This window comes from Olsenella sp. KH1P3 (assembly GCF_900167315.1).
Taxonomy (GTDB): domain Bacteria; phylum Actinomycetota; class Coriobacteriia; order Coriobacteriales; family Atopobiaceae; genus Olsenella_J; species Olsenella_J umbonata_A.
Genome location: NZ_FUWQ01000004.1, coordinates 27,744 through 47,963, shown reverse-complemented (window position 1 = coordinate 47,963; position 20,220 = coordinate 27,744). Strand labels below are relative to the sequence as shown.

General features: G+C 61.7%; 16 protein-coding genes and 5 tRNA genes. 4 read left to right on the top strand and 17 right to left on the bottom strand.

Features of this window, described 5'->3' with window-relative positions; all coding sequences use genetic code 11:
* From B5D13_RS06140 to B5D13_RS06125, 4 genes are all read left to right on the top strand, one after another.
* Window positions 1–885: a thiamine pyrophosphate-dependent enzyme gene (locus B5D13_RS06140; RefSeq protein ID WP_078687445.1), complete on the top strand. Its 885-nt coding sequence runs from the start codon at window positions 1–3 to the stop codon at window positions 883–885.
* A gap of 1 nt (window position 886) precedes the next feature.
* A complete protein-coding gene (locus B5D13_RS06135; protein WP_200802619.1) occupies window positions 887–1,459 on the top strand; it encodes a 2-oxoacid:acceptor oxidoreductase family protein in 573 nt (190 codons plus the stop codon).
* 19 nt (window positions 1,460–1,478) lie between these two features.
* A complete protein-coding gene (locus tag B5D13_RS06130; protein WP_078687444.1) occupies window positions 1,479–2,120 on the top strand; it encodes a helix-turn-helix domain-containing protein in 642 nt (213 codons plus the stop codon).
* A gap of 112 nt (window positions 2,121–2,232) precedes the next feature.
* Window positions 2,233–4,026, top strand: coding sequence for an AMP-binding protein (locus B5D13_RS06125; RefSeq protein ID WP_078687443.1), 1,794 nt, complete (start codon window positions 2,233–2,235; stop codon window positions 4,024–4,026).
* Window positions 4,027–4,223: 197 nt separating this feature from the next.
* On the opposite strand, the gene B5D13_RS06120 is transcribed toward B5D13_RS06125, so the two are convergent.
* The 17 genes from B5D13_RS06120 to rlmB form a co-directional block, all read right to left on the bottom strand.
* Entirely contained in the window at window positions 4,224–8,663 is a 4,440-nt protein-coding gene (locus B5D13_RS06120; protein WP_078687442.1) for a DNA-directed RNA polymerase subunit beta', read from the bottom strand.
* 5 nt (window positions 8,664–8,668) lie between these two features.
* Window positions 8,669–12,184 (bottom strand): DNA-directed RNA polymerase subunit beta, encoded by a 3,516-nt coding sequence (locus B5D13_RS06115; protein WP_078687441.1) that lies wholly within the window; start codon window positions 12,182–12,184, stop codon window positions 8,669–8,671.
* Window positions 12,185–12,556: 372 nt separating this feature from the next.
* On the bottom strand, window positions 12,557–12,934 hold the full coding sequence (gene rplL, locus B5D13_RS06110; protein WP_078687440.1) for a 50S ribosomal protein L7/L12: 378 nt from the start codon (window positions 12,932–12,934) through the stop codon (window positions 12,557–12,559).
* 101 nt (window positions 12,935–13,035) lie between these two features.
* A complete protein-coding gene (gene rplJ / locus B5D13_RS06105; protein WP_078687439.1) occupies window positions 13,036–13,551 on the bottom strand; it encodes a 50S ribosomal protein L10 in 516 nt (171 codons plus the stop codon).
* A 380-nt stretch (window positions 13,552–13,931) separates the two neighbouring features.
* Window positions 13,932–14,636: a 50S ribosomal protein L1 gene (gene rplA / locus B5D13_RS06100; protein WP_078687438.1), complete on the bottom strand. Its 705-nt coding sequence runs from the start codon at window positions 14,634–14,636 to the stop codon at window positions 13,932–13,934.
* Window positions 14,637–14,747: 111 nt separating this feature from the next.
* Window positions 14,748–15,176: a 50S ribosomal protein L11 gene (rplK, locus tag B5D13_RS06095; RefSeq protein ID WP_078687437.1), complete on the bottom strand. Its 429-nt coding sequence runs from the start codon at window positions 15,174–15,176 to the stop codon at window positions 14,748–14,750.
* Window positions 15,177–15,269: 93 nt separating this feature from the next.
* Complete coding sequence (nusG, locus tag B5D13_RS06090; protein WP_078687436.1) at window positions 15,270–15,818, bottom strand: transcription termination/antitermination protein NusG; 549 nt, start codon at window positions 15,816–15,818, stop codon at window positions 15,270–15,272.
* A 3-nt stretch (window positions 15,819–15,821) separates the two neighbouring features.
* Window positions 15,822–16,217, bottom strand: a complete 396-nt coding sequence (gene secE / locus B5D13_RS06085) for a preprotein translocase subunit SecE (protein ID WP_078687435.1) — start codon at window positions 16,215–16,217, stop codon at window positions 15,822–15,824.
* A 76-nt stretch (window positions 16,218–16,293) separates the two neighbouring features.
* Window positions 16,294–16,369, bottom strand: a tRNA-Trp gene (locus B5D13_RS06080).
* Window positions 16,370–16,384: 15 nt separating this feature from the next.
* Window positions 16,385–16,534 carry a 50S ribosomal protein L33 gene (gene rpmG, locus B5D13_RS06075; protein WP_078687434.1) on the bottom strand — a complete coding sequence of 50 codons (150 nt, stop codon included), beginning with the start codon at window positions 16,532–16,534 and terminating at the stop codon, window positions 16,385–16,387.
* Between the two features lie 229 nt (window positions 16,535–16,763).
* A complete protein-coding gene (gene tuf, locus B5D13_RS06070) occupies window positions 16,764–17,969 on the bottom strand; it encodes an elongation factor Tu (RefSeq protein ID WP_078687433.1) in 1,206 nt (401 codons plus the stop codon).
* Window positions 17,970–18,047: 78 nt separating this feature from the next.
* A tRNA-Met gene (locus B5D13_RS06065) sits at window positions 18,048–18,124 on the bottom strand.
* Between the two features lie 18 nt (window positions 18,125–18,142).
* Window positions 18,143–18,218 (bottom strand) — tRNA-Thr (locus B5D13_RS06060).
* Window position 18,219: 1 nt separating this feature from the next.
* Window positions 18,220–18,303, bottom strand: a tRNA-Tyr gene (locus tag B5D13_RS06055).
* 219 nt (window positions 18,304–18,522) lie between these two features.
* Window positions 18,523–18,598: transfer RNA gene (locus B5D13_RS06050), tRNA-Thr, on the bottom strand.
* A gap of 123 nt (window positions 18,599–18,721) precedes the next feature.
* Window positions 18,722–19,258: an NYN domain-containing protein gene (locus B5D13_RS06045; RefSeq protein WP_078687432.1), complete on the bottom strand. Its 537-nt coding sequence runs from the start codon at window positions 19,256–19,258 to the stop codon at window positions 18,722–18,724.
* 3 nt (window positions 19,259–19,261) lie between these two features.
* Window positions 19,262–20,215 (bottom strand): 23S rRNA (guanosine(2251)-2'-O)-methyltransferase RlmB, encoded by a 954-nt coding sequence (gene rlmB / locus B5D13_RS06040; RefSeq protein WP_078687431.1) that lies wholly within the window; start codon window positions 20,213–20,215, stop codon window positions 19,262–19,264.
* Window positions 20,216–20,220: the final 5 nt, after the last annotated feature.

Genomic DNA, 20,220 nt, shown 5'->3' with positions numbered 1-20,220 from the left:
ATGGCAACCGCCCCCAAGACCCTTCCCGACTACCAGGAGGAGCGCATCGGCTCGCAGATTGCGGCAGACGAGAAGATCGTCTCTGCCCGACCCCACGCGCTCGCGGACAAGGTGTTCAACTTCTGCCCGGGCTGCACGCACGGCATCGTCCACCGCCTCGTAGCCGAGGCCATCGACGAGCTCGGCATCGAGGGCAAGACTGTGGGCATCTCGCCCGTCGGCTGCTCCGTCATGAACTACGACTTCTTCAACTGTGACATGATCGAGGCGTCGCACGGTCGCGCTCCCGCGGTCGCCACCGCGGTCAAGCGCGTCCACCCCGAGAACGTCGTCTTCGCCTACCAAGGCGACGGCGACCTCGCCTCCATCGGCACCGCCGAGACCGTGCACGCGGCAACGCGCGGCGAGCACATCACGGTGATTTTCATCAACAACGCCATCTACGGCATGACCGGAGGCCAGATGGCCCCGACGTCGCTGCCCAACCAGGTCACTCAGACCAGCCCGTATGGTCGCGACGTCACCAAGGTCGGCTTCCCCATCCGCATGAGCGAGATGCTCGCCACCCTGGACGGCCCGGCTTACATCGAGCGCGTCGCCTGCGATTCGACGGCACACATCCGGCAGGCCAAGAAAGCCATCAAGAAGGCCTTCGAGAACCAGGTCAACGGTGTCGGCTACTCCTTCGTCGAGGTCGTCGCCACGTGCCCGACCAACTGGGGCATGACCCCGCAGGCCGCCTTCGACTGGCTTCGCGAGAACATGCTTCCCTACTATCCGCTCGGCGTCTACAAGGACGTTTCCGCAGAGGGCTACTCGAACGCATACGAGGCTGCCGCGGAGCGCGCCAAGGACTGCCCCATCGCCCAAAAGAAGGAGGGCTAGCATGGCAATGCCAACGGACACCTCCATGAAGACCAACGAGATGCTCTGCGTCCTCTCCGGCTTTGGCGGCCAGGGCGTTCTGTTTGCCGGCAAGGTCATGGCCAACGCAGGCCTACTGGACGGTCGCAACGTCTCGTGGATGCCATCCTACGGCCCCGAGATGCGTGGCGGCACCGCAAACTGCAACGTCTCGCTCTCCGACGAGGCGATCGGCTCCCCGTTTATCACGAAGCCGACCGCCCTCATCGCGCTGAACCAGCCTTCCGTCGAAAAGTTCGGCCCCACCCTGGTCGAGGGCGGCATCGCGATCATCGACACGACACTCGCGATGAACGCTGATGCCGTCGAGCTTCCCGCGGGAGTCAGGCGCTTCTCGTTCAAGGCGACGCAACTCGCCGAGGACAAGGGCCTCAAGGGTCTCGCCAACATCGTCTGCCTCGGCAAGCTGTGGGCCGAGACCCAGTTCGCCGACCTGGACGTGCTCGAGGCCGCCCTCAGGAAGTGCGTGCCCCCCAAGCACGCCAACCTGCTGGAGCCCAACCTCAAGGCCCTTCACATGGGCATCGAGCTTTAGTCAACGGGAGGAGACACACATGGAGTTCAGCGGCGACGAGCTCGCCGAGCGTGAGCAGCGCCAGGAGATCGCGAACCGCATTCGCAGCCTGCGTGAGGACAACGAGCTCTCCATTCAGGAGATGGCCTGGGCGACCGGCCGCTCCCCCGAAGAGTATGAAGCTCGCGAGTCCGGCGAGGCCGACCTTACGTTCACCTTCCTCTTCAAGTGCGCGCGCAAGCTTGGCGTCGACATCACCGAGCTCATGACCGGAGAGAGCCCCCACATCAAGTGGTACTCGATCGTGCGTGCCCACGAGGGCATGCAGATCAAGCGTCACAGCCAGTTCGAGTACCTTCACAAGGCACCCTTCTTCGAGGGACGCATGTGCGAGCCCTTCCTCGTCGACGTGCCGTACGACGAGAAGCTCCAGCACGAGCCCATTCACTTGTCCTACCACGCGGGCCAAGAGCTCGATCTGGTCATCAAGGGACACCTGCGCTTCCAGTTCGAGGACCACGCCGAGGACGTCGGCCCTGGCGACACCCTGCTTTACGATTCGGGCCGCGGACACGGCATCATCGCCATCGACGGTGAGGACGCGCAGATCTTTGCGGTAGTGCTTCCCACCGAAGAGCGGGACATGGATCCCGACAACAAGCCGATTGAGGGCATTAGGTAGGCATCGCCTGCTCACGCGGACGGTGCCCTATGACGGCCAAGCGCAAGCGAGGCTCGGTTTGCCATACCCAACGGCCGGCATTCGCCGGCATGTGCCCAAAAGGATCGAAACAATGAGATACATCAGCGAGAAGTACCTGTCCGAGTCGCGAAATCGCAAGGGCGAGGTGGCGCACCTTTCCCTGCACTACCCAGAGGACTTCAACTGGGCCTACGACGTTGTCGACGACATCGCCGATCATGAGCCCCATCGCCTTGCCATGACCTGGACCAACCCCGAGGGAGAAGAGCATTTCTTCTCGTTCGGAGACATGAAGTACTGGTCCGACAAGACCGCCAACTTCCTGGCCGACCAGGGCATCCGTAAGGGTGACAACGTTCTGGTGATTCTGCGTCGCCACTACCAGTTCTGGTTCACGGCCGTCGCCCTGCACAAGATCGGCGCGGTTCTTGTTCCCGCCACGTTCATGCTGCGCGACCGCGACATGGAGTACCGCCTGCAGGCCGGAAACATCAAGGCCGTCATCTGCACTGACAAGGGCGGCGTTCCCGACGTCGTCGACCACGTCGCCAAGCGTTGCCCCGATCTTGAGCTCAAGATAGTCGTGAACGGCGGCGGCGCCGGCATGAGCAACGGCGTCACCGAAGGTCCCTGCGACCGCGACGCCTACCTGTCTGGCCCTGACCACGTCTGCGAGCTACCCTGCGAGCGCAGAGGCTGGATTGACTTCAACACCGGAGTGCGCGCCGCACGCGAGTTCTGGGTGCGCGTCCCCACCTCCGTGTACGAGCCGTTCATCATGTACTTCTCTTCCGGAACCACTGGTGAGCCCAAGATGGTCCTTCACAACGGGACCTACGCGCTCGCCCACACGGTGACGGCCAAGCTCTGGCACAACGTCACCGGCGATGGCGGCCTGCATCTTACCATCGCAGACACCGGCTGGGCAAAGGCCGTCTGGGGCAAGCTCTACGGCGCCTGGACCATGGAGACCGCAGTCATGGTGTACGACTTCGACCGCTTCCACGCCAACGAGATTCTTGACCTGGTGTCCAAGTACAACGTCACCACGCTGTGCTGCCCGCCGACCATGTATCGACTCATGAAGAACGAGGGTGTCAGGGGCCACGACCTCTCGCCGCTCAAGTACTGCACCACCGCCGGCGAGTCGCTCAACCCTGACCTTCTGGAGTTCTGGCGCGAGCAGACCGGCCTCACCATCTACGAGGGCTTCGGCCAAACCGAGACGCCCCTGACCATCGCGAACCTCAACAACTCGAAGCCCCTCAGCGGCTCCATGGGCAAGGTCGTGCCCCTCTACGACATCCAGATCCTCCACGACGACGGCACCCCCTGCGACTACGGCGAGACGGGCGAGATCTGCATTCGCTACGACCGCGAGAATCCACCCGAGGGCATCCTGATGTGCTACTACCACAACGAGGAGAAGACCAACGAGGCCATCCACGACGGCTGGTACCACACCGGCGACACCGCGTGGAAGGATGAGGACGAGTACCTGCACTACGTTGGTCGCAATGACGACGTCATCAAGTCCTCCGGCTACCGCATTGGGCCGACCGAGATCGAGAGCGTCCTTCTGCAGCGCCCCGAGGTTCGAGAGTGCGCCGTCACCGGCGTACCAGACCCCGTGCGCGGCAAGGCCGTCAAGGCGTCCATCGTGCTCAACAAGGGCTACGAGGGCTCCGACGAGCTTACGCGAGACCTCCAGCGCTACGTCAAGACCGAGACAGCCCCCTACAAGTACCCGCGTATCATCGACTATGTCGACGAGCTTCCCAAGACCGTGAACGGAAAGATTCGCCGCGCGGCCATTCGCGACCACGACGACGAGGCGGCAGGCAAGAAGCCCACGCACTCCGCGAAGATCGACGGACTCGTCTAGCAGCTTCGCCCAGCGGGCAAGTCATAGCCCATAGAGGGGCAAGGGGCCACTGGCCCCTTGCCCCTCTTCCCTTTCTCACGCGCCCAGCAGTTATTGGCAGTCAGACACGCCGACACCGCACAAGCATATGCATGCAAAAAGGGTCCGGCCTCAAGAGGTCGGACCCTTTGCTAGCAACTCAGATGAACCCCCAGGAGCTACTCGGCGTCCTGATCGTCCTCCTCGCTCTTCTCAACCTGGCTCAGCAGGTCGTGGAGAGAGCCGAGGTCCTCGTTGATAATTGCGGAGTCGGTCTCGGGTTCGGCGGAACCGCCGCCGATGAGCTCGTCCTCATCATAGTTGTGCTTTGCGGGAGCCGCAGAGCCAAGCATGATGTCGTTGTCCGCGTCAGGCGAAAAGACCATGTTGAGGAGCTGCGAGAGATCCTCGGAGTCGGCCTCGTCCTCGTCGGGCTCGAGGATGTAGAGCAGGTTGCGGGCCTCAAGGCCGTCACGAAGCTCCTCAATGGCCTTCGCACCGATGCCGTCGATGCGCAGGAGGTCATCCTCGGTCTTGCCAATGAGGTCGCCCACAGTCTCGATGCCGACCTCGCTGAACTTGTTGGTCCAGCGCTGCGACACGCCAAGGTCATCGAAGAGGTAGAGCTTCGCGTCCTCGGAAGACAGCGTACGGCCGTTCTTGGAGTAGACGCCGCCGTAGTTGTAGTCGTCGCCAATCCAATCAAGCTGCTTGGGAAGCTGCTCCTCGACGCCCTTGAGGGTCTCGGGAGCCCACTCGGGAAGCGACTTGGCGTTCGGAGAGGTCGGACCATCGATGGGCACGCCATGGTAGGTCAGCTGGACATCGTCGTACGCCTTGAGACCAGTGCCTGCGGGGATCTTCTTGCCCACAATGACGTTGGACTTGAGGTCAAGCAGGTGGTCGACCTCGCCCTTGATGGCAGACTCGGTGAGGACGCCAGCGGTACGGATGAACGAAGCGCTAGAGAGCCAGGAGTCGATGGAGCTTGCGACCTTGAGCGTACCAAGGATGACGGGCTCGGCCTCGGGAGGCGTGCCTCCCGCGAGGGCGATGTTGTGAACGGTCTCGGCAAAAACATAGCGGTCGACGTACTGGCCAAGAAGGTACGTGGAGTCACCGGGGTTGGTGACCTGGACGCGACGGAGCATCTGACGCGCGATGACCTCAATGTGCTTGTCGTTCAGATCGACGCCCTGAGACGTGTAGACGTCCTTGACGGACTCGACGAAGGTGTGCATCGTCGACTCGATGTCGGTGAGCGTGCGCAGCTTGCGGAAGTTGACGAAGCCACGGGTGATCTGGTCGCCGGCGCGGACCTCGCACTGGTCCTCGATGCCCGGCATGAAGCGGGCAGATGCGGGGACGCGCCACTCGGAGAGGATCCTGGTATGGTCGTCGGCGTCGAGGATGCGAAGCAGGTACTCAGTCTGCTCGGGCGTGATGGAAAGGACGCCGCTGTACATGGCGAGGTCAGCCTCACGGCCGAGGATCTTCTCGTTGACGTTGCCGACGACGTCGAACATACGGGCAACGGTCGGCAGACCCTGCGTAATATCGTCAGCGCCCGCGACGCCGCCGGAGTGAATCGTACGCATCGTAAGCTGGGTACCAGGCTCGCCGATGGACTGTGCAGCGATGATGCCGACGGAGGTTCCGATGTTGACGGGACGACGCGTGGAGAGGTCCCAGCCATAGCACTTCTGGCAGACGCCGTACTTGGACTTGCAGGTAAGCAGAGCACGGAGCTGGACCTTCTTCAGGCCGGCGTCCACCATGGCACGGAGCTGATCGGCGTTCTCGACGTAGCCGTCCTTGGCGACGATGACCTCACCGGTCTGCGGGTTGACGATGTCGTCAAGCGCGCAGCGGCCAACAAGGTCGGTATCGACGTCAGACTCGCCCGGCTTGATGAGGTCGTAGGTGACGGCCTCGTCGGTGCCGCAGTCCTCCTCGCGGACGATGACGTCCTGGGCAACGTCGACGAGACGACGGGTAAGGTAACCGGAGTCAGACGTGTGCGATGCGGTATCGACCAGGCCCTTACGCGCACCGTAGGTGGAGATGAAGTACTCCAGGGGCTGGAGGCCCTCACGGAAGTTCGCCTTAATGGGAAGGTCGATCGTATCGCCGGACATGTCAGCCATAAGGCCACGCATGCCTGCAATCTGACGAAGCTGCGTCTTGGAGCCACGGGCGCCGGAATCGGCCATCATGTAAATGGGGTTATCCTCGGCGAAGCCGGCAAGCATCTCGGAAGAGAGAACGTCGGTGCACTCGGTCCAGGCGTTAACGACCTCGACGTGGCGCTCCTGCTCGGACAGGAAACCGTCCTCGTAGTACTCGTTGATGGAGTCGACCTTCTTCTGGGCCTCCTCGAGAATCATGGGCTTGTCCTCGGGGATGACCGCATCCCAGACGGAAATGGTCAGGCCGGCGCGCGTGGCGTAGTGGAAGCCGTTGTGCTTGATGGCGTCCAGAATCGGCTCGACCTCGGCCAGCTTGTAGCGGTCGCAGCAGTCATTGACGAGCTTGGAGATGTCGCCCTTGACCATCTTGTAGTTCATGTACGGATAGTCAACGGGCAGGCACTGGCGGTTGAATATGACGCGGCCGATAGTCGTCTCGAAGCGCACGGCGCCGTCGGTGACGTCGTAGTCGACGACCTCGCCCCAGCTGGTGCGGGTACGGAAGATCTTCTTGTCGCCCTCGACCAGGTTGGCGTCCTTAGAGGAAACGCGCACGACAATCTTAGCCTGGATATCAAGGTTGTTGCGGCAGTCATAGGCGTTCATTGCGTCCTCGAAGCTGGCAAAGACGCGACCCTCGCCCTGGACGCCGTCCTTCTCCATGGTGAGGAAGTACACGCCGAAGACCATGTCCTGGGAAGGAACGGTGAGAACCTTACCCGACGCAGGAGAGCGCAGGTTGTTGCTCGAGAGCATCAGCACGCGGGCCTCGGTCTGCGCCTGCGTGGACAGGGGCACGTGGACGGACATCTGGTCGCCGTCGAAGTCTGCGTTGAAGGGTGCGCAGACCAGCGGGTGCAGGTGGATTGCCTTGCCCTCGACGAGAACCGGCTCGAATGCCTGGATGGACAGGCGGTGCAGGGTAGGTGCACGGTTGAGAAGAACCAGGCGCCCCTTGATGACCTCATCGAGAACATCCCAGACAACGGCCGCAGAGCGCTCGATGGCACGCTTTGCACCCTTGATGTTCTCAACCTTGCCGAGCTCGACAAGACGACGCATGACGAAGGGCTTGAAGAGCTCGAGCGCCATGGTGGAAGGAAGACCGCACTGGTGGAGCTTGAGCTGAGGGTCGACGACGATGACCGAACGACCGGAGTAGTCGACACGCTTGCCAAGCAGGTTCTGGCGGAAGCGGCCCTGCTTGCCCTTGAGGGCCTCGGCGAGGGACTTCAGGGGGCGGCCACCACGGCCGGTGACGGGGCGGCCACGTCGACCGTTGTCGAAGAGGGCGTCAACGGACTCCTGAAGCATGCGCTTCTCGTTGTTGACGATGATCGCCGGAGCGTCGAGGTCAAGCAGGCGCTTGAGGCGGTTGTTGCGGTTGATGACGCGACGATAGAGGTCGTTAAGGTCAGAAGCCGCGAAACGGCCGCCGTCGAGCTGGACCATAGGACGCAGGTCGGGCGGAATGACGGGGATGACGTCGAGGATCATGTTCGCAGGATCGTTGCCGCCCTTCAGGAAGGCGTCGACGATCTCGAGGCGCTTGACCGCGCGTTCCTTCTTCTGCTTCTGGGCGTCGTCGGAGGCGACGATGGCACGGAGCTCATCGGCCTCGGCACCGAGGTCAACGTGGCGCAGGAGCTCGCGGACGGCCTCGGCACCCATGCCACCCTTGAAGTAGATGGCATAGTAGCGCTTCATCTCGCTGAAGAGAGCCTCGTCGGAGATGAGCTCACGAGCCTCGAGCTGCATGAACTTGTCGTAGGCGTCCTGGCGGAGCTGCTTCTCCTCGTCGTACTCCTCCTTGAGGTCGACAATGCCGCGACGGATCTCGTCGGCAGAGAGGGGCTCGATGTCGCCGAACTCGTCGCCGCCATCGGTCTCGCCCTGAGCCTTGAGGCGCTCGATCTCGTCCTCGCACTCGGCGTCAAGCTCCTCGAGGTCGGCGGCGAGCTCCTCCTTGAGCTCGTCGGCGTCGGCCTCACGGCCTTCGGCGTCAACCTCGGTGATGACGTAGCTTGCGAAGTAGAGAACCTTCTCGAGGTCCTTGCTCTTCATGTCGAGCAGGCGAGCGAGCGGGAAGGTCGCCGGGCTCTTGAAGTACCAGATGTGGGAGACGGGGGCCGCAAGCTCGATGTGACCCATGCGCTCGCGACGAACTTTGGCGCTCGTCACCTCGACGCCGCAGCGCTCGCAGACGATGCCCTTGAAACGGATGCCCTTGTACTTGCCGCAGGCACACTCCCAGTCCTTGACAGGTCCGAAGATCTTCTCGCAGAACAGGCCGTCCTTCTCGGGCTTGAGCGTACGGTAGTTGATGGTCTCGGGCTTCTTGACCTCGCCGTGGGACCAGCTGCGAATCTCATCTGCGGAGGCGAGCGAGATCTTTATCGCGTCGAAATCTGTGGTATCGAAATCTGCCACGTTCGCTACTCCTTATCGTTGGTGGTGTCGCCGACGAGGGCCTCATCGCTCTCGCCGAGATCGGCAGCAAGGCCGCCAATCAGGTCGTCGGCGCTGTCCGCGCCTGCGAAGACGTCGACGGAGTTCTCGTCGACAGTCTCCTGGACCGCCTTGGTGGTGTCCTCGGCCTTCCTGTAGGAGATGGGCTCGATGTTGAGCGCGAGGGAGCGAATCTCCTTGACGAGAACCTTGAAGGACTCGGGGATGCCGGGGTTCGGGACGTTCTCGCCCTTGACGATGGACTCGTAGGTCTTGACGCGGCCGTTGGTATCGTCGGACTTGACCGTCATGAGCTCGTGCAGGACGTTTGCGGCACCATACGCGTACAGTGCCCAAACCTCCATCTCGCCGAAGCGCTGGCCGCCGAACTGAGCCTTGCCGCCCAGCGGCTGCTGGGTAACCAGGGAGTAAGGGCCAGTCGAGCGAGCGTGGATCTTGTCGTCGACCATGTGGCCGAGCTTCAGGATGTAGGACGTACCGACGGTAATGGGGCTCTGGAACTTCTCACCCGTGCGACCGTCGTAGAGCGTGGTCTTGCCGACCTCGTTGAGCTGGGGGACGAACTCCTCGTTCATGTGGTCGCCATAGAGGCGCCTGGCCTTGTTCATGAGGTTGATGTTGGTGCGACGGAGGGCCTCTGCGACCTCCTTGTCGGTGGCGCCGTCAAGGACCGGCGTGGCGACGTACATCGGGCCGTCGACAACCTTGTCGGAGTCAGCGGACTCGGTGTCGTAGCCGTGACTGGCGGCCCATCCAAGGTGGCACTCCATGAGCTGGCCGACGTTCATACGAGAAGGAACACCCAGGGGGTCGAGAAGGACGTCGACGGGCGTACCATCGGCCATGTAGGGCATGTCCTCGACAGGAAGGACGTTGCAGACGACGCCCTTGTTGCCGTGGCGGCCGGCAATCTTGTCGCCCTGCTGGATCTTACGACGTTGGGCGACGAAGACGCGGACGAGCTCGTTGACTCCAGGCGGCAGGTCGTCTCCAGCCTCGCGGCTGAAACGGACGACGTCGACGACGCGGCCGTAGGCGCCGTGCGGCATCTTGAGGGAGGTGTCGCGAACGTCGTGGGCCTTGGCGCCGAAGATGGCGCGAAGCAGGCGCTCCTCGGCGGTCAGAGCGGTCTCGCCCTTGGGCGTGACCTTGCCGACGAGAATGTCGCCAGGGCCGACCTCCGCGCCGATGCGGATGACGCCGTCGTCGTCGAGGTTGGCAAGCATCTCCTCGGACTGGTTGGGAACCTCGCGGGTGATCTCCTCGGGACCAAGCTTGGTGTCACGGGCATCGATCTCGTGACGGGAGATGTTGACGGAGGTCAAGAGGTCATCCTGAACGACGCGCTCAGAAACGATGATGCCGTCCTCGTAGTTGTAGCCCTCCCACGGCATGTAGGCCACGGTCAGGTTGGTGCCAAGCGCGAGCTCACCCTCGTCCACGGAGGTGCCGTCGGTAAGGGGCTCGCCCTTCTCGACCTTCTGGCCGACGTAGACGACAGGACGGTGGTTGATGCATGTGCTCTGGTTGGAGCGCTCGTACTTGGGGAGGTCGTAGCGATCGACGCCCTCGGGAGAGTCAACCACGACGTGGGCGGCGTCGACCTCGACAACGGTACCCGCGTGCTGGGCGACGATGAGCTCGCCGGAATCGTGCGCAGCAGCCTTCTCGAGGCCGGTGCCGACGTAGGGGGCGTGCGGCCTGATCAGAGGCACTGCCTGACGCTGCATGTTTGCGCCCATGAGCGTACGCTTTGCGTCGTCGTGCTCAAGGAACGGAATGAGGTTAGCCGCGACGGAGAGAAGCTGGCGCGGGGAGACGTCCATGTAGTCGATCGTCGACACGGGAACGTCTGCAGGCGCACCGAAAGAGCCGTCAAAGTTGCGCGTGCGGGCGACGACGGTCTCGGGGTTGTAGATGTTGCCATGGGCGTCGACGGCGATGAACTTCTTCGTCTTCGGGTCGTAGGTGGTGTTCGCCGGCGCGATGACGTGGTTCTCCTCCTCGTCGGCCGTCATCCAATCGATGTCGTCGGTGACGACGCCATCGACGACGCGACGGTACGGCGACTCGATGAAGCCGTAGTCGTTCACGTGAGCGTAGAGCGCGAGCGAGCCAATGAGGCCGATGTTCGGGCCCTCGGGGGTCTCGATCGGGCACATACGGGCGTAGTGCGAGTTGTGGACGTCGCGGACCGCCGTCGGGACGTTGGTACGACGGCTGGAGCCGGACTTGTGGCCGGCAAGGCCGCCGGGTCCGAGGGCAGACAGGCGACGCTTGTGCGTGAGACCCGCCAGCGGGTTGGACTGGTCCATGAACTGGGACAGCTGCGAGGAGCCGTAGAACTCCTTGATCGCAGCGACAATCGGCCTGATGTTGATCAGGGACTGCGGCGTGATGTCGTCGACGTCCTGAGAGGCCATACGCTCGCGGATGACGCGCTCCATGCGGCTCATGCCGATGCGGAACTGGTTCTGGACGAGCTCGCCGACGGTGCGCACGCGACGGTTGCCGAAGTGGTCGATGTCGTCGAACTTCTTGGTGGAGTCACCGGCGTGAAGGGCAAGGAGGTAACGCAGGGCGGTGATGATGTCCTCTGCGGTGAGGACCTTCTCCTGCGCGTCCACGTCAAGACCGAGCTTCTTGTTGATCTTGTAGCGACCGACGCGAGCGAGGTCATAGCGCTGGTGGTTGAAGTAAAGGCCCTCAAGCAGCGAGCGAGCGGAATCCACGGTGGGAGGCTCGCCGGGACGCTGACGGCGGTAAATCTCGATGAGGGCGTCCTCACGGGTGGTGGCGACGTCACGCTCGAGCGTCGAGCGCACGATGTCAGAATCGCCGAGGAGGTTCATGATCTCGTCGTCGGACTCAGCGATGCCAAGGGCGCGAAGCAGCAGCGTCGCGCTCTGGCGACGCTTACGGTCGATGGAGACGACCAGGTGGCCGTGCTTGTCGACCTCGAACTCGAGCCATGCGCCACGGGCAGGAATGAACTGCACGCGCTGGACCTCGATGCCGTTGTCGAGCTCGGTGGAGAAGTACACGCCAGGCGAGCGGACGAGCTGGGAGACGACGACGCGCTCGGTGCCGTTGATGATGAAGGTGCCGCGGTCGGTCATGAGCGGGAAGTCGCCCATGAAGACCAGCTGCTCCTTGATTTCACCAGTCTCCTTGTTGACGAAGCGAACGTCAACGAAGAGCGGCGCCTGGTAGGAAATGTCCTTGGCGCGGCACTCGGCAATAGAGTTGGGGGCATCACCAAACTGATGCTCGCCAAAGGAGACCTCCATGGTCCCGGCAGAGTTCTCGATGGGGGAGAACTCACCAAAGGACTCGGCGAGGCCCTCGGTCATGAAGCGTTCGAACGACTCCTTCTGTACAGAGATGAGGTTGGGCAGCTCCATCGCACTTGGAATCTTGCCGAAGCTAACGCGCTTGCGCTGCTTCTGCTGTGCGGTTTGGGAAGACTTTGCGGTAGGCACCAGGCACTTCCTCCTTCGACTTGATAAAAAAGCGGCAGTTGTCGCAATCTAATAACTTAACGAAGTTGCACATCTAGGTCAATAATATAGTCTTGACATCTGGACCACTATTTATTAGCCAGGAACTTTAGGCCATTTACCTGCGATGATAATTCTTCATTTATGGATTCGGTGTGTTCCTTCACAAGTCCGAAATTTGCCATTCAGCCGGCAGGCCGAAGCGAAACGGCTACGGCCCGCATAAAAATGTTGATGGGGGACTTAGGCGTTCCACATCAAGTCACCCCCCCTGCCCTAGAGCTAACAAAAAAGGGCCGAACCTTGCGGTTCGACCCCAGGTGCGACAAGTCGCGGAGTTATCGTTAGCTGAATTTACTTCAGGGTAACGGTAGCGCCGGCCTCCTCGAGCTGAGCCTTGGCAGCCTCGGCGTCCTCCTTCTTGGCACCCTCGATGAGGACCTTGGGAGCGCCCTCGACGGCCTCCTTGGCCTCCTTGAGACCAAGGGAGGTGAGGGAACGGACGACCTTGATGACGGCGATCTTGTTGTCGCCGAAAGCGGTCAGCTCGACGTCGAAGTTGGTCTTCTCCTCGGCAGCAGCAGCGCCAGCAGCAGGAGCAGCAGCGGCAACGGCAACGGGAGCAGCAGCGGAGACGCCGAAGACGTCCTCCAGCTCGTGAACGAGCTCGGAAAGCTCGAGGGCGGGCATCTCCTTGAGGGCCTCGATGATCTCATCCTTGGTGCAAGCCATGTGATTTCTCCTTTTGTAGTGGGCGCATCGTGCGCCCAACAGCTTTTAACTTAGGTGCCGCTCACGCGGCAGGTAAAACAACGTGCGACGAAGTACGCGTCTTACGCGGCCTTCTGGTCTGCGACCGCCTGAAGGGCAGTAGCGAGGCCCCTTGCAGGACCAGCGAGAACCTGAGCGATACCGGACAGCGGGCTGCCGATAACGTACACGAGCTTGGCCATGAGCTCCTCGCGGCTGGGCAGGTCGGCGTAAGCCTTCGCGTCCTCAGCAGTGAGAGCCTTGCCATCAGCGATAGCGCCGATCCACTCGATCTTCTCGAATGCCTCGGCCTTCTCCTTGATGACCTTAGCGGCCTCGACGGGATCGTTCTCGTAGAAGACGTAAGCCACGGTGCCGTTGAGGCCATCAACCTCAGGCATCTCTGCGTTCTTGAGGGCGATCTTCACAATGTTGTTCTTGTAAACCTTCATGTGAGCGCCAGCCTCACGCAGACCGCGACGAAGCTCCTGAGTCTCCTTAACGGAGAGGCCGCGATAGTCGATGAAGAAGACACCCTTGGAGTTCTCCAGGGACTCAGCGACCTTTGCGAGCATGTCGACATTCTTGGAATTGGGCATGTAGTACACCTCCTTGCTTTTTATGACTCGGGCACGAGCCGCCGACGCGGCGGGCCTTCGCATAAAAACGGACCCCGCTTGGCGCAGCCAAAGCAGGGTCCAAGAAAATCAATTCCAAGACCACCTCGGCAGGCGGATTTCTCCTTTAAGCCACATGGGCACCGGCTGTCTTTGGCAGCGGACGTGCGTTTTGCACTTGCTGCATGCGTAAACATGCAGCAAGAATTATTGACCGACCAGGTTTCTGCGTCAAGCGAGAAGGACGCTCTTCTCTCCTTGCACACAAACCCGTGTCGTACAACATCACCTGAGCTGACCGCAGACAAAAATACCGGGCCGGCTGATGCCGACCCGGTAGAACGAACTACAGCGTCCTTGGCTTACGCCAGGAAGTCGCGGGTGATTGCAGAGTCGACCTTGACGCCGGGGCCCATCGTGGAGGACAGGCAGATGGACTTGACGTAGCGACCCTTAGCAGAAGAGGGCTTGACGCGCAGGATCTCAGTGTAAAGAGCCGCGTAGTTCTCGACGAGCTGCTCGGTGCTGAAGGAGACGCGACCCATGGGAACGTGGCAGATGCCATAGCGGTCGGCGCGATACTCGACACGGCCGGCCTTGAGCTCCTTGACCATCTTCTCGACGTCCATGGTGACGGTGCCGAGCTTGGGGTTCGGCATCAGGCCACGGGGGCCGAGAACGCGACCGAGGCGGCCAACCTTGCCCATCATGTTCGGGGTAGCGATGACAGCGTCGAAGTTGATGTTGCCAGCCTGGATGTCAGCCAGAAGGTCGTCGGAGCCAACGATGTCGGCGCCAGCGGCCTCAGCCTCGCGAGCCTTGTCGCCCTCGGCGAAGACGGCGACGCGCACCTCCTTACCGGTGCCGTTGGGCAGCGAGATGGAGCCGCGGACGTTCTGGTCGGCCTTGCGGGTGTCGACACCAAGGCGAATGGAGACCTCAACGGTCTCGTCGAACTTAGCGGAGGAGAGCTCCTTGACGAGAGCCATGGCCTCCTTCGGCGTGTATGCCTTGGTCTTGTCGTACTTGGCAACAGAGTTGTTGTAGTTCTTTCCGTGCTTCGCCATTATGATACCTCCTGTGGTAAGCGGGCGGCGTGGCCCTCCCACGTAGTTGGCGGATCCCTCCGCCGGTTAGCAAACCAGCGCAGCGGTTGCCCGCTGCGCATGAAACTATAGTTACTCGGCGATGGTGACGCCCATGGAGCGAGCGGTGCCCGCAACGATCTTCTTGGCAGCCTCGATGTCGTTGGCGTTGAGGTCCGGCATCTTGATCTCGGCGATCTTGGTGAGCTGCTCGTCGGTAAGCTGTCCGACCTTGTCGCGCTGGGGAACGCCAGAGCCACTCTTGATGCCAAGCTCCTTGAGGATCAGACGAGCCGCGGGAGGGGTCTTGGTGACAAAGTCGAAGGAGCGGTCCTCGTAGACGCTGATCTCGACAGGAATGATGTCGCCAGCCTTGTCCTGCGTGGCAGCATTGAATGCCTGGCAGAACTGCATGATGTTGACCTGAGCGGCACCGAGGGCGGGGCCGACGGGAGGAGCGGGGTTTGCCTGACCGGCAGGAATCTGGAGCTTAATGAAATGAACAACGTTCTTTGCGGCCATGTTGTGCCTCCTGTTGTTAGTTCTCGTAGATGCTATCTAGTACCGAGCTCCGAGAAGCAATCCTCACCGATAACGGATGCCCGGCCGTAGTGTTTAGACGATGACGGTCACCTGGTCGAGAGTGAGCTCGACCGGAGTCTCACGACCGAAGATCGTGAGCATGACCTTGACCTTGCCAGCCTCCGCATTGACCTCGGATACGGTGCCGTCGAAGTCAGCCAAAGGACCAGAGACGACCTTGATGGTCTGGCCGACCTCAAGATCAGTGGTGGTCGTGGTGTGCTTGTGAGCCTCAGCTCCCCTACCGTTCGTGCGACGCATGATCTTGTTGAACTCAGAGCGACGAAGCGGCGACGGGGTGCCGTCGACGCCCACGAAGCCCGTAACGCCGGCGGTGTTGCGGACAACGGTCCAAGTGTCGTCGTTGAGCTCCATGCGAACCAGGACGTAGCCCGGGAAGACCTTGCTCTCCTTGGTCTCGCGCTTGCCGCCATCCTTGATCTCGGTGACCTCCTCGGTCGGAATCTGGATGTCGACGATCTTGTCGGCCATGCCAAATGTCTCGATGCGGTGCTCGAGGTCGGTCTTGACCTTGTTCTCGTAACCCGAGTAGGTGTGTACAACGTACCAACGCTTGGCCATGACTTATCCCCTCAGACCGGTGAAGCCCACGAGAAGGGCGACGAATCCGGTGTCGACAAGCCACACCGCGATGCCGCAGACGATCAGCATGGCGATGACGGCTACCGAATAGTTCTTGAGCTCGGGCTTGCTAGGCCAAACGACGCGGTGCATCTCACCGCGAACATCGCCCAAATACGCACCGAGGCGCCCGAAGAGACCGCCCTTGCCTTCCTTCTTGGCCTTGGAGGCCTTGTTGGCCTTCGCGGCGGGCTGGGCAACGGACTCGCTCTTCTGGGCCTTCTTGGGCTTGGAAGAGTCAGTCGTGGCGTTAGAGGTTGCCTGCTTTGCCTCAAGCTCGGCACGCTCGGCGGCACGCGCCTGGCGCGCGCTCCTCTTCTGTCGCTCCCTCTTTGCCATCTGCTCGTACCTCCTGGACAATGTCCCTCTTCATAGAAACCGGCTAACCCCCGAGGGGATAGCCGGTGGTGTAATCTGGCACGCCAGGTAGGACTTGAACCCACAACAGCCGGTTTTGGAGACCGGTGCTCTACCAATTGAACTACTGGCGTGTAATGACTCCTATTTTAGCGAGTCTCCCTGTGAAGGGTGTGCTTGTGGCACCACGGGCAGTACTTCTTGAGCTCCATGCGGTCGGGCGTGTTGCTCTTGTTCTTATCCGTGGTGTAATTGCGACGCTTGCACTCGGTGCATGCGAGGGTAACCTGTGTACGCATTGATCCTCCTGTTGATAGTCGCCGCCGATAGGATTCTTCGATGGCGACGCGAAGAGATACGCTATCAGTTCGCGCTTATCCCTGTCAACTATAACGCGGCTTTCCCGGCCACCTCGACAAAACCACCAAATGTGACAGACCGAGCAGCGGGAAGCATACTCACAAAAATAGCCCGGTGCCCTCTTTGAAGGCACCGGGCCTAACAAGCAAACCTAGCTAGGAAGCTATTTTACTCGATGATCGTGGAAACACGGCCATCGCCGACGGTGTGGCCACCCTCGCGGATTGCGAACTTGAGGCCCTGCTCCATAGCGATGGGATGGATGAGCTCGCAGGTAACGGTGATGTGGTCACCAGGCATAGCCATCTCGACCTTGCCGCCGTTGGCATCGGTGAGCTCCTGGATGTCGCCAGTCACGTCAGTGGTGCGGAAGTAGAACTGGGGACGGTAGCCAGAGAAGAACGGCGTGTGACGGCCACCCTCCTCCTTGGTGAGGACGTAAATCTCGCCGGTGAACTTCTTGTGCGGCGTGACCGAGCCGGGCTTGCAGAGAACCTGGCCGCGCTGGATGTCCTCGCGCTTGATGCCACGGAGGAGGATACCGACGTTATCGCCAGCCTCGCAGAAGTCCATGGTCTTGCGGAACATCTCGATGCCGGTAGCAACGGTGGACTGGGTGTCCTTGATGCCGACGATCTCGACGGTGTCGTTGAGGTTGAGCTGGCCACGCTCGACACGGCCGGTAGCAACGGTACCACGGCCAGAGATGGTCATGACGTCCTCGATAGCCATCAGGAACGGCTTCTCGTTGTCACGGGCAGGCGTGGGGATGTAGGAATCGACGGTCTTCATGAGCTCGAGGACGGAGTCAACCCACTTCTGCTCGCCGTTGAGGGCGCCGAGAGCGGAACCACGGACGATGGGAAGGTCGTCGCCGGGGAAATCGTACTCGGAGAGGAGGTCACGGGTCTCCATCTCGACGAGGTCGATGAGCTCGTCGTCGTCAACCATGTCGCACTTGTTCAGGAAGACGATGATGTAGGGGACGCCGACCTGACGTGCGAGGAGGATGTGCTCACGAGTCTGAGCCATCGGGCCGTCGGTAGCAGCGATAACGAGGATTGCGCCATCCATCTGAGCAGCGCCAGAAATCATGTTCTTGACGTAGTCAGCGTGGCCGGGGCAGTCGACGTGAGCGTAGTGACGCTCCCAGGTCTCGTACTCGACGTGAGCGACAGAAATGGTAATACCACGCTGACGCTCCTCGGGAGCCTTGTCGATGTTCTCGAATGCGGTGAAGTCTGCCTTGCAGCCCTCAGCCTCAGAGAGAACCTTGGTGATTGCAGCGGTAAGGGTGGTCTTGCCGTGGTCGACGTGACCAATCGTACCGATGTTTACGTGCGGCTTGCTACGATCGAATTTCTCCTTGGCCATGCCGTCCTCCTTTTGAAAACAACCTTTTGGGCCATTGCCTTAACTATGCCAAACGGGGCCGAAGCCCCGTAAGTACTCTGGTACCGGTGACTGGATTCGAACCAGTGACATCGCGGGTATGAGCCGCGTGCTCTAACCAGCTGAGCTACACCGGCATGTATGCCAGCTTGAAATGGAGCCCGCGACCAGATTCGAACTGGTGACCTCTTCGTTACCAACGAAGTGCTCTACCGACTGAGCTACACGGGCATGGTGGGGATGATTGGACTCGAACCAATGAACCCAGAGGGAGCGGATTTACAGTCCGCCGCAGTTGCCGCTGTGCCACATCCCCATGCTGTTTTCAAGCTGCTCGCAGCGGGCTTTGTCCCCTGCAAGCGGAAAGTATATTACGACCCGTTAAACCCTCTGTCAACGTGTTCCACCCACCCGGGCGTATCTATCCCACTTTTCCTACACAAATGCAGGTCAGAGCACGTGCTTTTTGCGCAGTGGCGTTGCCGCGATAAGAAAAAACGCCAAATCCCGCAAAAGAATTTGGCGTAATAATTTCTGGAGCCAGCTACCGGACTCGAACCGATGACAACCTGTTTACAAGACAGGGGCTCTACCAACTGAGCTAAGCTGGCGCGTTACTGCATCATACCCTCTTGCGTCGCAGCTCGCCACAACGAGTTTGGGGTCATGCTCTTTCCCCCGCTCAAAGGTCAGGCGGACGTCACTCGGTCGGACGGATGAGCGGACGAGAAGGGCTAGCGCCGTCCCAGGAGCGCGTCGAGCTTAGCGCGCGTCTTGGGGTCGAGGCGGTCCTCGAGGGTGAAGCGCACGTGGTTGCGCTCGTCATTTGCGCGCTCGACGTCCTGCACGATGTCCCCCACGTCTGACACGAGCACGTCGCTCGAGATGCGCGTCACGGGGATGCCGCCGACGGTCGCGCGAATGGTGTTGTCCGACGTGACTACGGTGACGTCGCGGTTCTCGCGGCGGGCATCGCTCACCAGGCGCTCAATCACGGCGTCGGCGGTCTCGCCGGTCTGCGAGAAGATCGTCTTAACGCCAGCCCGCGTCAAGTTGGGACGATCCGGGGAGACGTTGCCTGCGGCGTCGAACACGACGATCGGGGCGTAGCGTCCCTGCGCGTAGGCCGCGACGTCGCCTATAAGCATCTCTCGCGCACGCATGAAGGGGTCGCGCCCATCCGACTCGTCCATCACGCTCGTGTAGCGCAGGGACTTGTAGATTACGTTGTAGCCGTCGACGACGAGCAGGGGAAGTCGTTGCTTTGCCATGGTCTACGCTCCCCCCTGCGCCTCGGTGGACCTGCGAAGCCACTCGTAGCACATGACGGTCGTCGCCTGTGCCACGTTGAGGGACTCGATGGTGCCTCGCTGGGGCAGCTTGCACTCGAAGTCGCACTTCTCGCGCACGAGGCGCGAAATGCCGTTGCCCTCTGAGCCCATCACGAGGCAGAGGCGCCCGCCCATGGGCGCCTGCCAGACGTCCTGCCGGGCATGCTCGGTCGAGCCTGCCACCCAGAAGCCCGCATCCTTGAGCCGGTCGATGGCCGTGGCAAGGTTGGAGACCTGTGCAATGGGAACGTGCAGGACGGCGCCAGCCGAGGTCTTGTAGGCGGCGGTGCCGACGCTAGCGGAGCGCGCCTTCGCGATGACGACGCCGGCCGCGCCGACGACTTCGGCAGAGCGGACGATCGCCCCGAAGTTGCCCTCGTCGGTCACGTGGTCGAGCAGCACGACGAGCGCGTCGCCCTCGCCGGATCTCCTGATGATGTCGGAGAGGTCGGCGTATGCGAACGGGCGCGACTGCACCATGATTCCCTGATGGGCGCCATGCGAGCTCATTGAGTCCAAGCGCGCTTTCGAGACGAACTCGACGGGCACATCGGCCGCCTCGAGACGTCGGACGATGCTCGCCAGGACCTGGTCCTGGGCCCCCTCGCCCGCGGCGACGAGCGCGCGCCTCAGGGGCACACCCGTCTCGAGGGCCTCGGCGCAGGCACGACGCCCCTCGACCATGTCGGACATGGGCCTCGAGAAGCGCTGTCCATCGGGCCTCGATCCCTTTCGGCCCTGCGGCCCCCTGCCTGCGGCGAACTTGCCCGAGGGCCTAGGCGAGAACTTGCCCTTACCCCCCTTGACCGCACCGCCAGGCCTTCCGGCCGGTTTGGCGCCGCGCCCCTTGCCGCCGCGCACGTCGCGACCGGGGGTCCTGCTCTGGTTCTTGCCCATGAGGT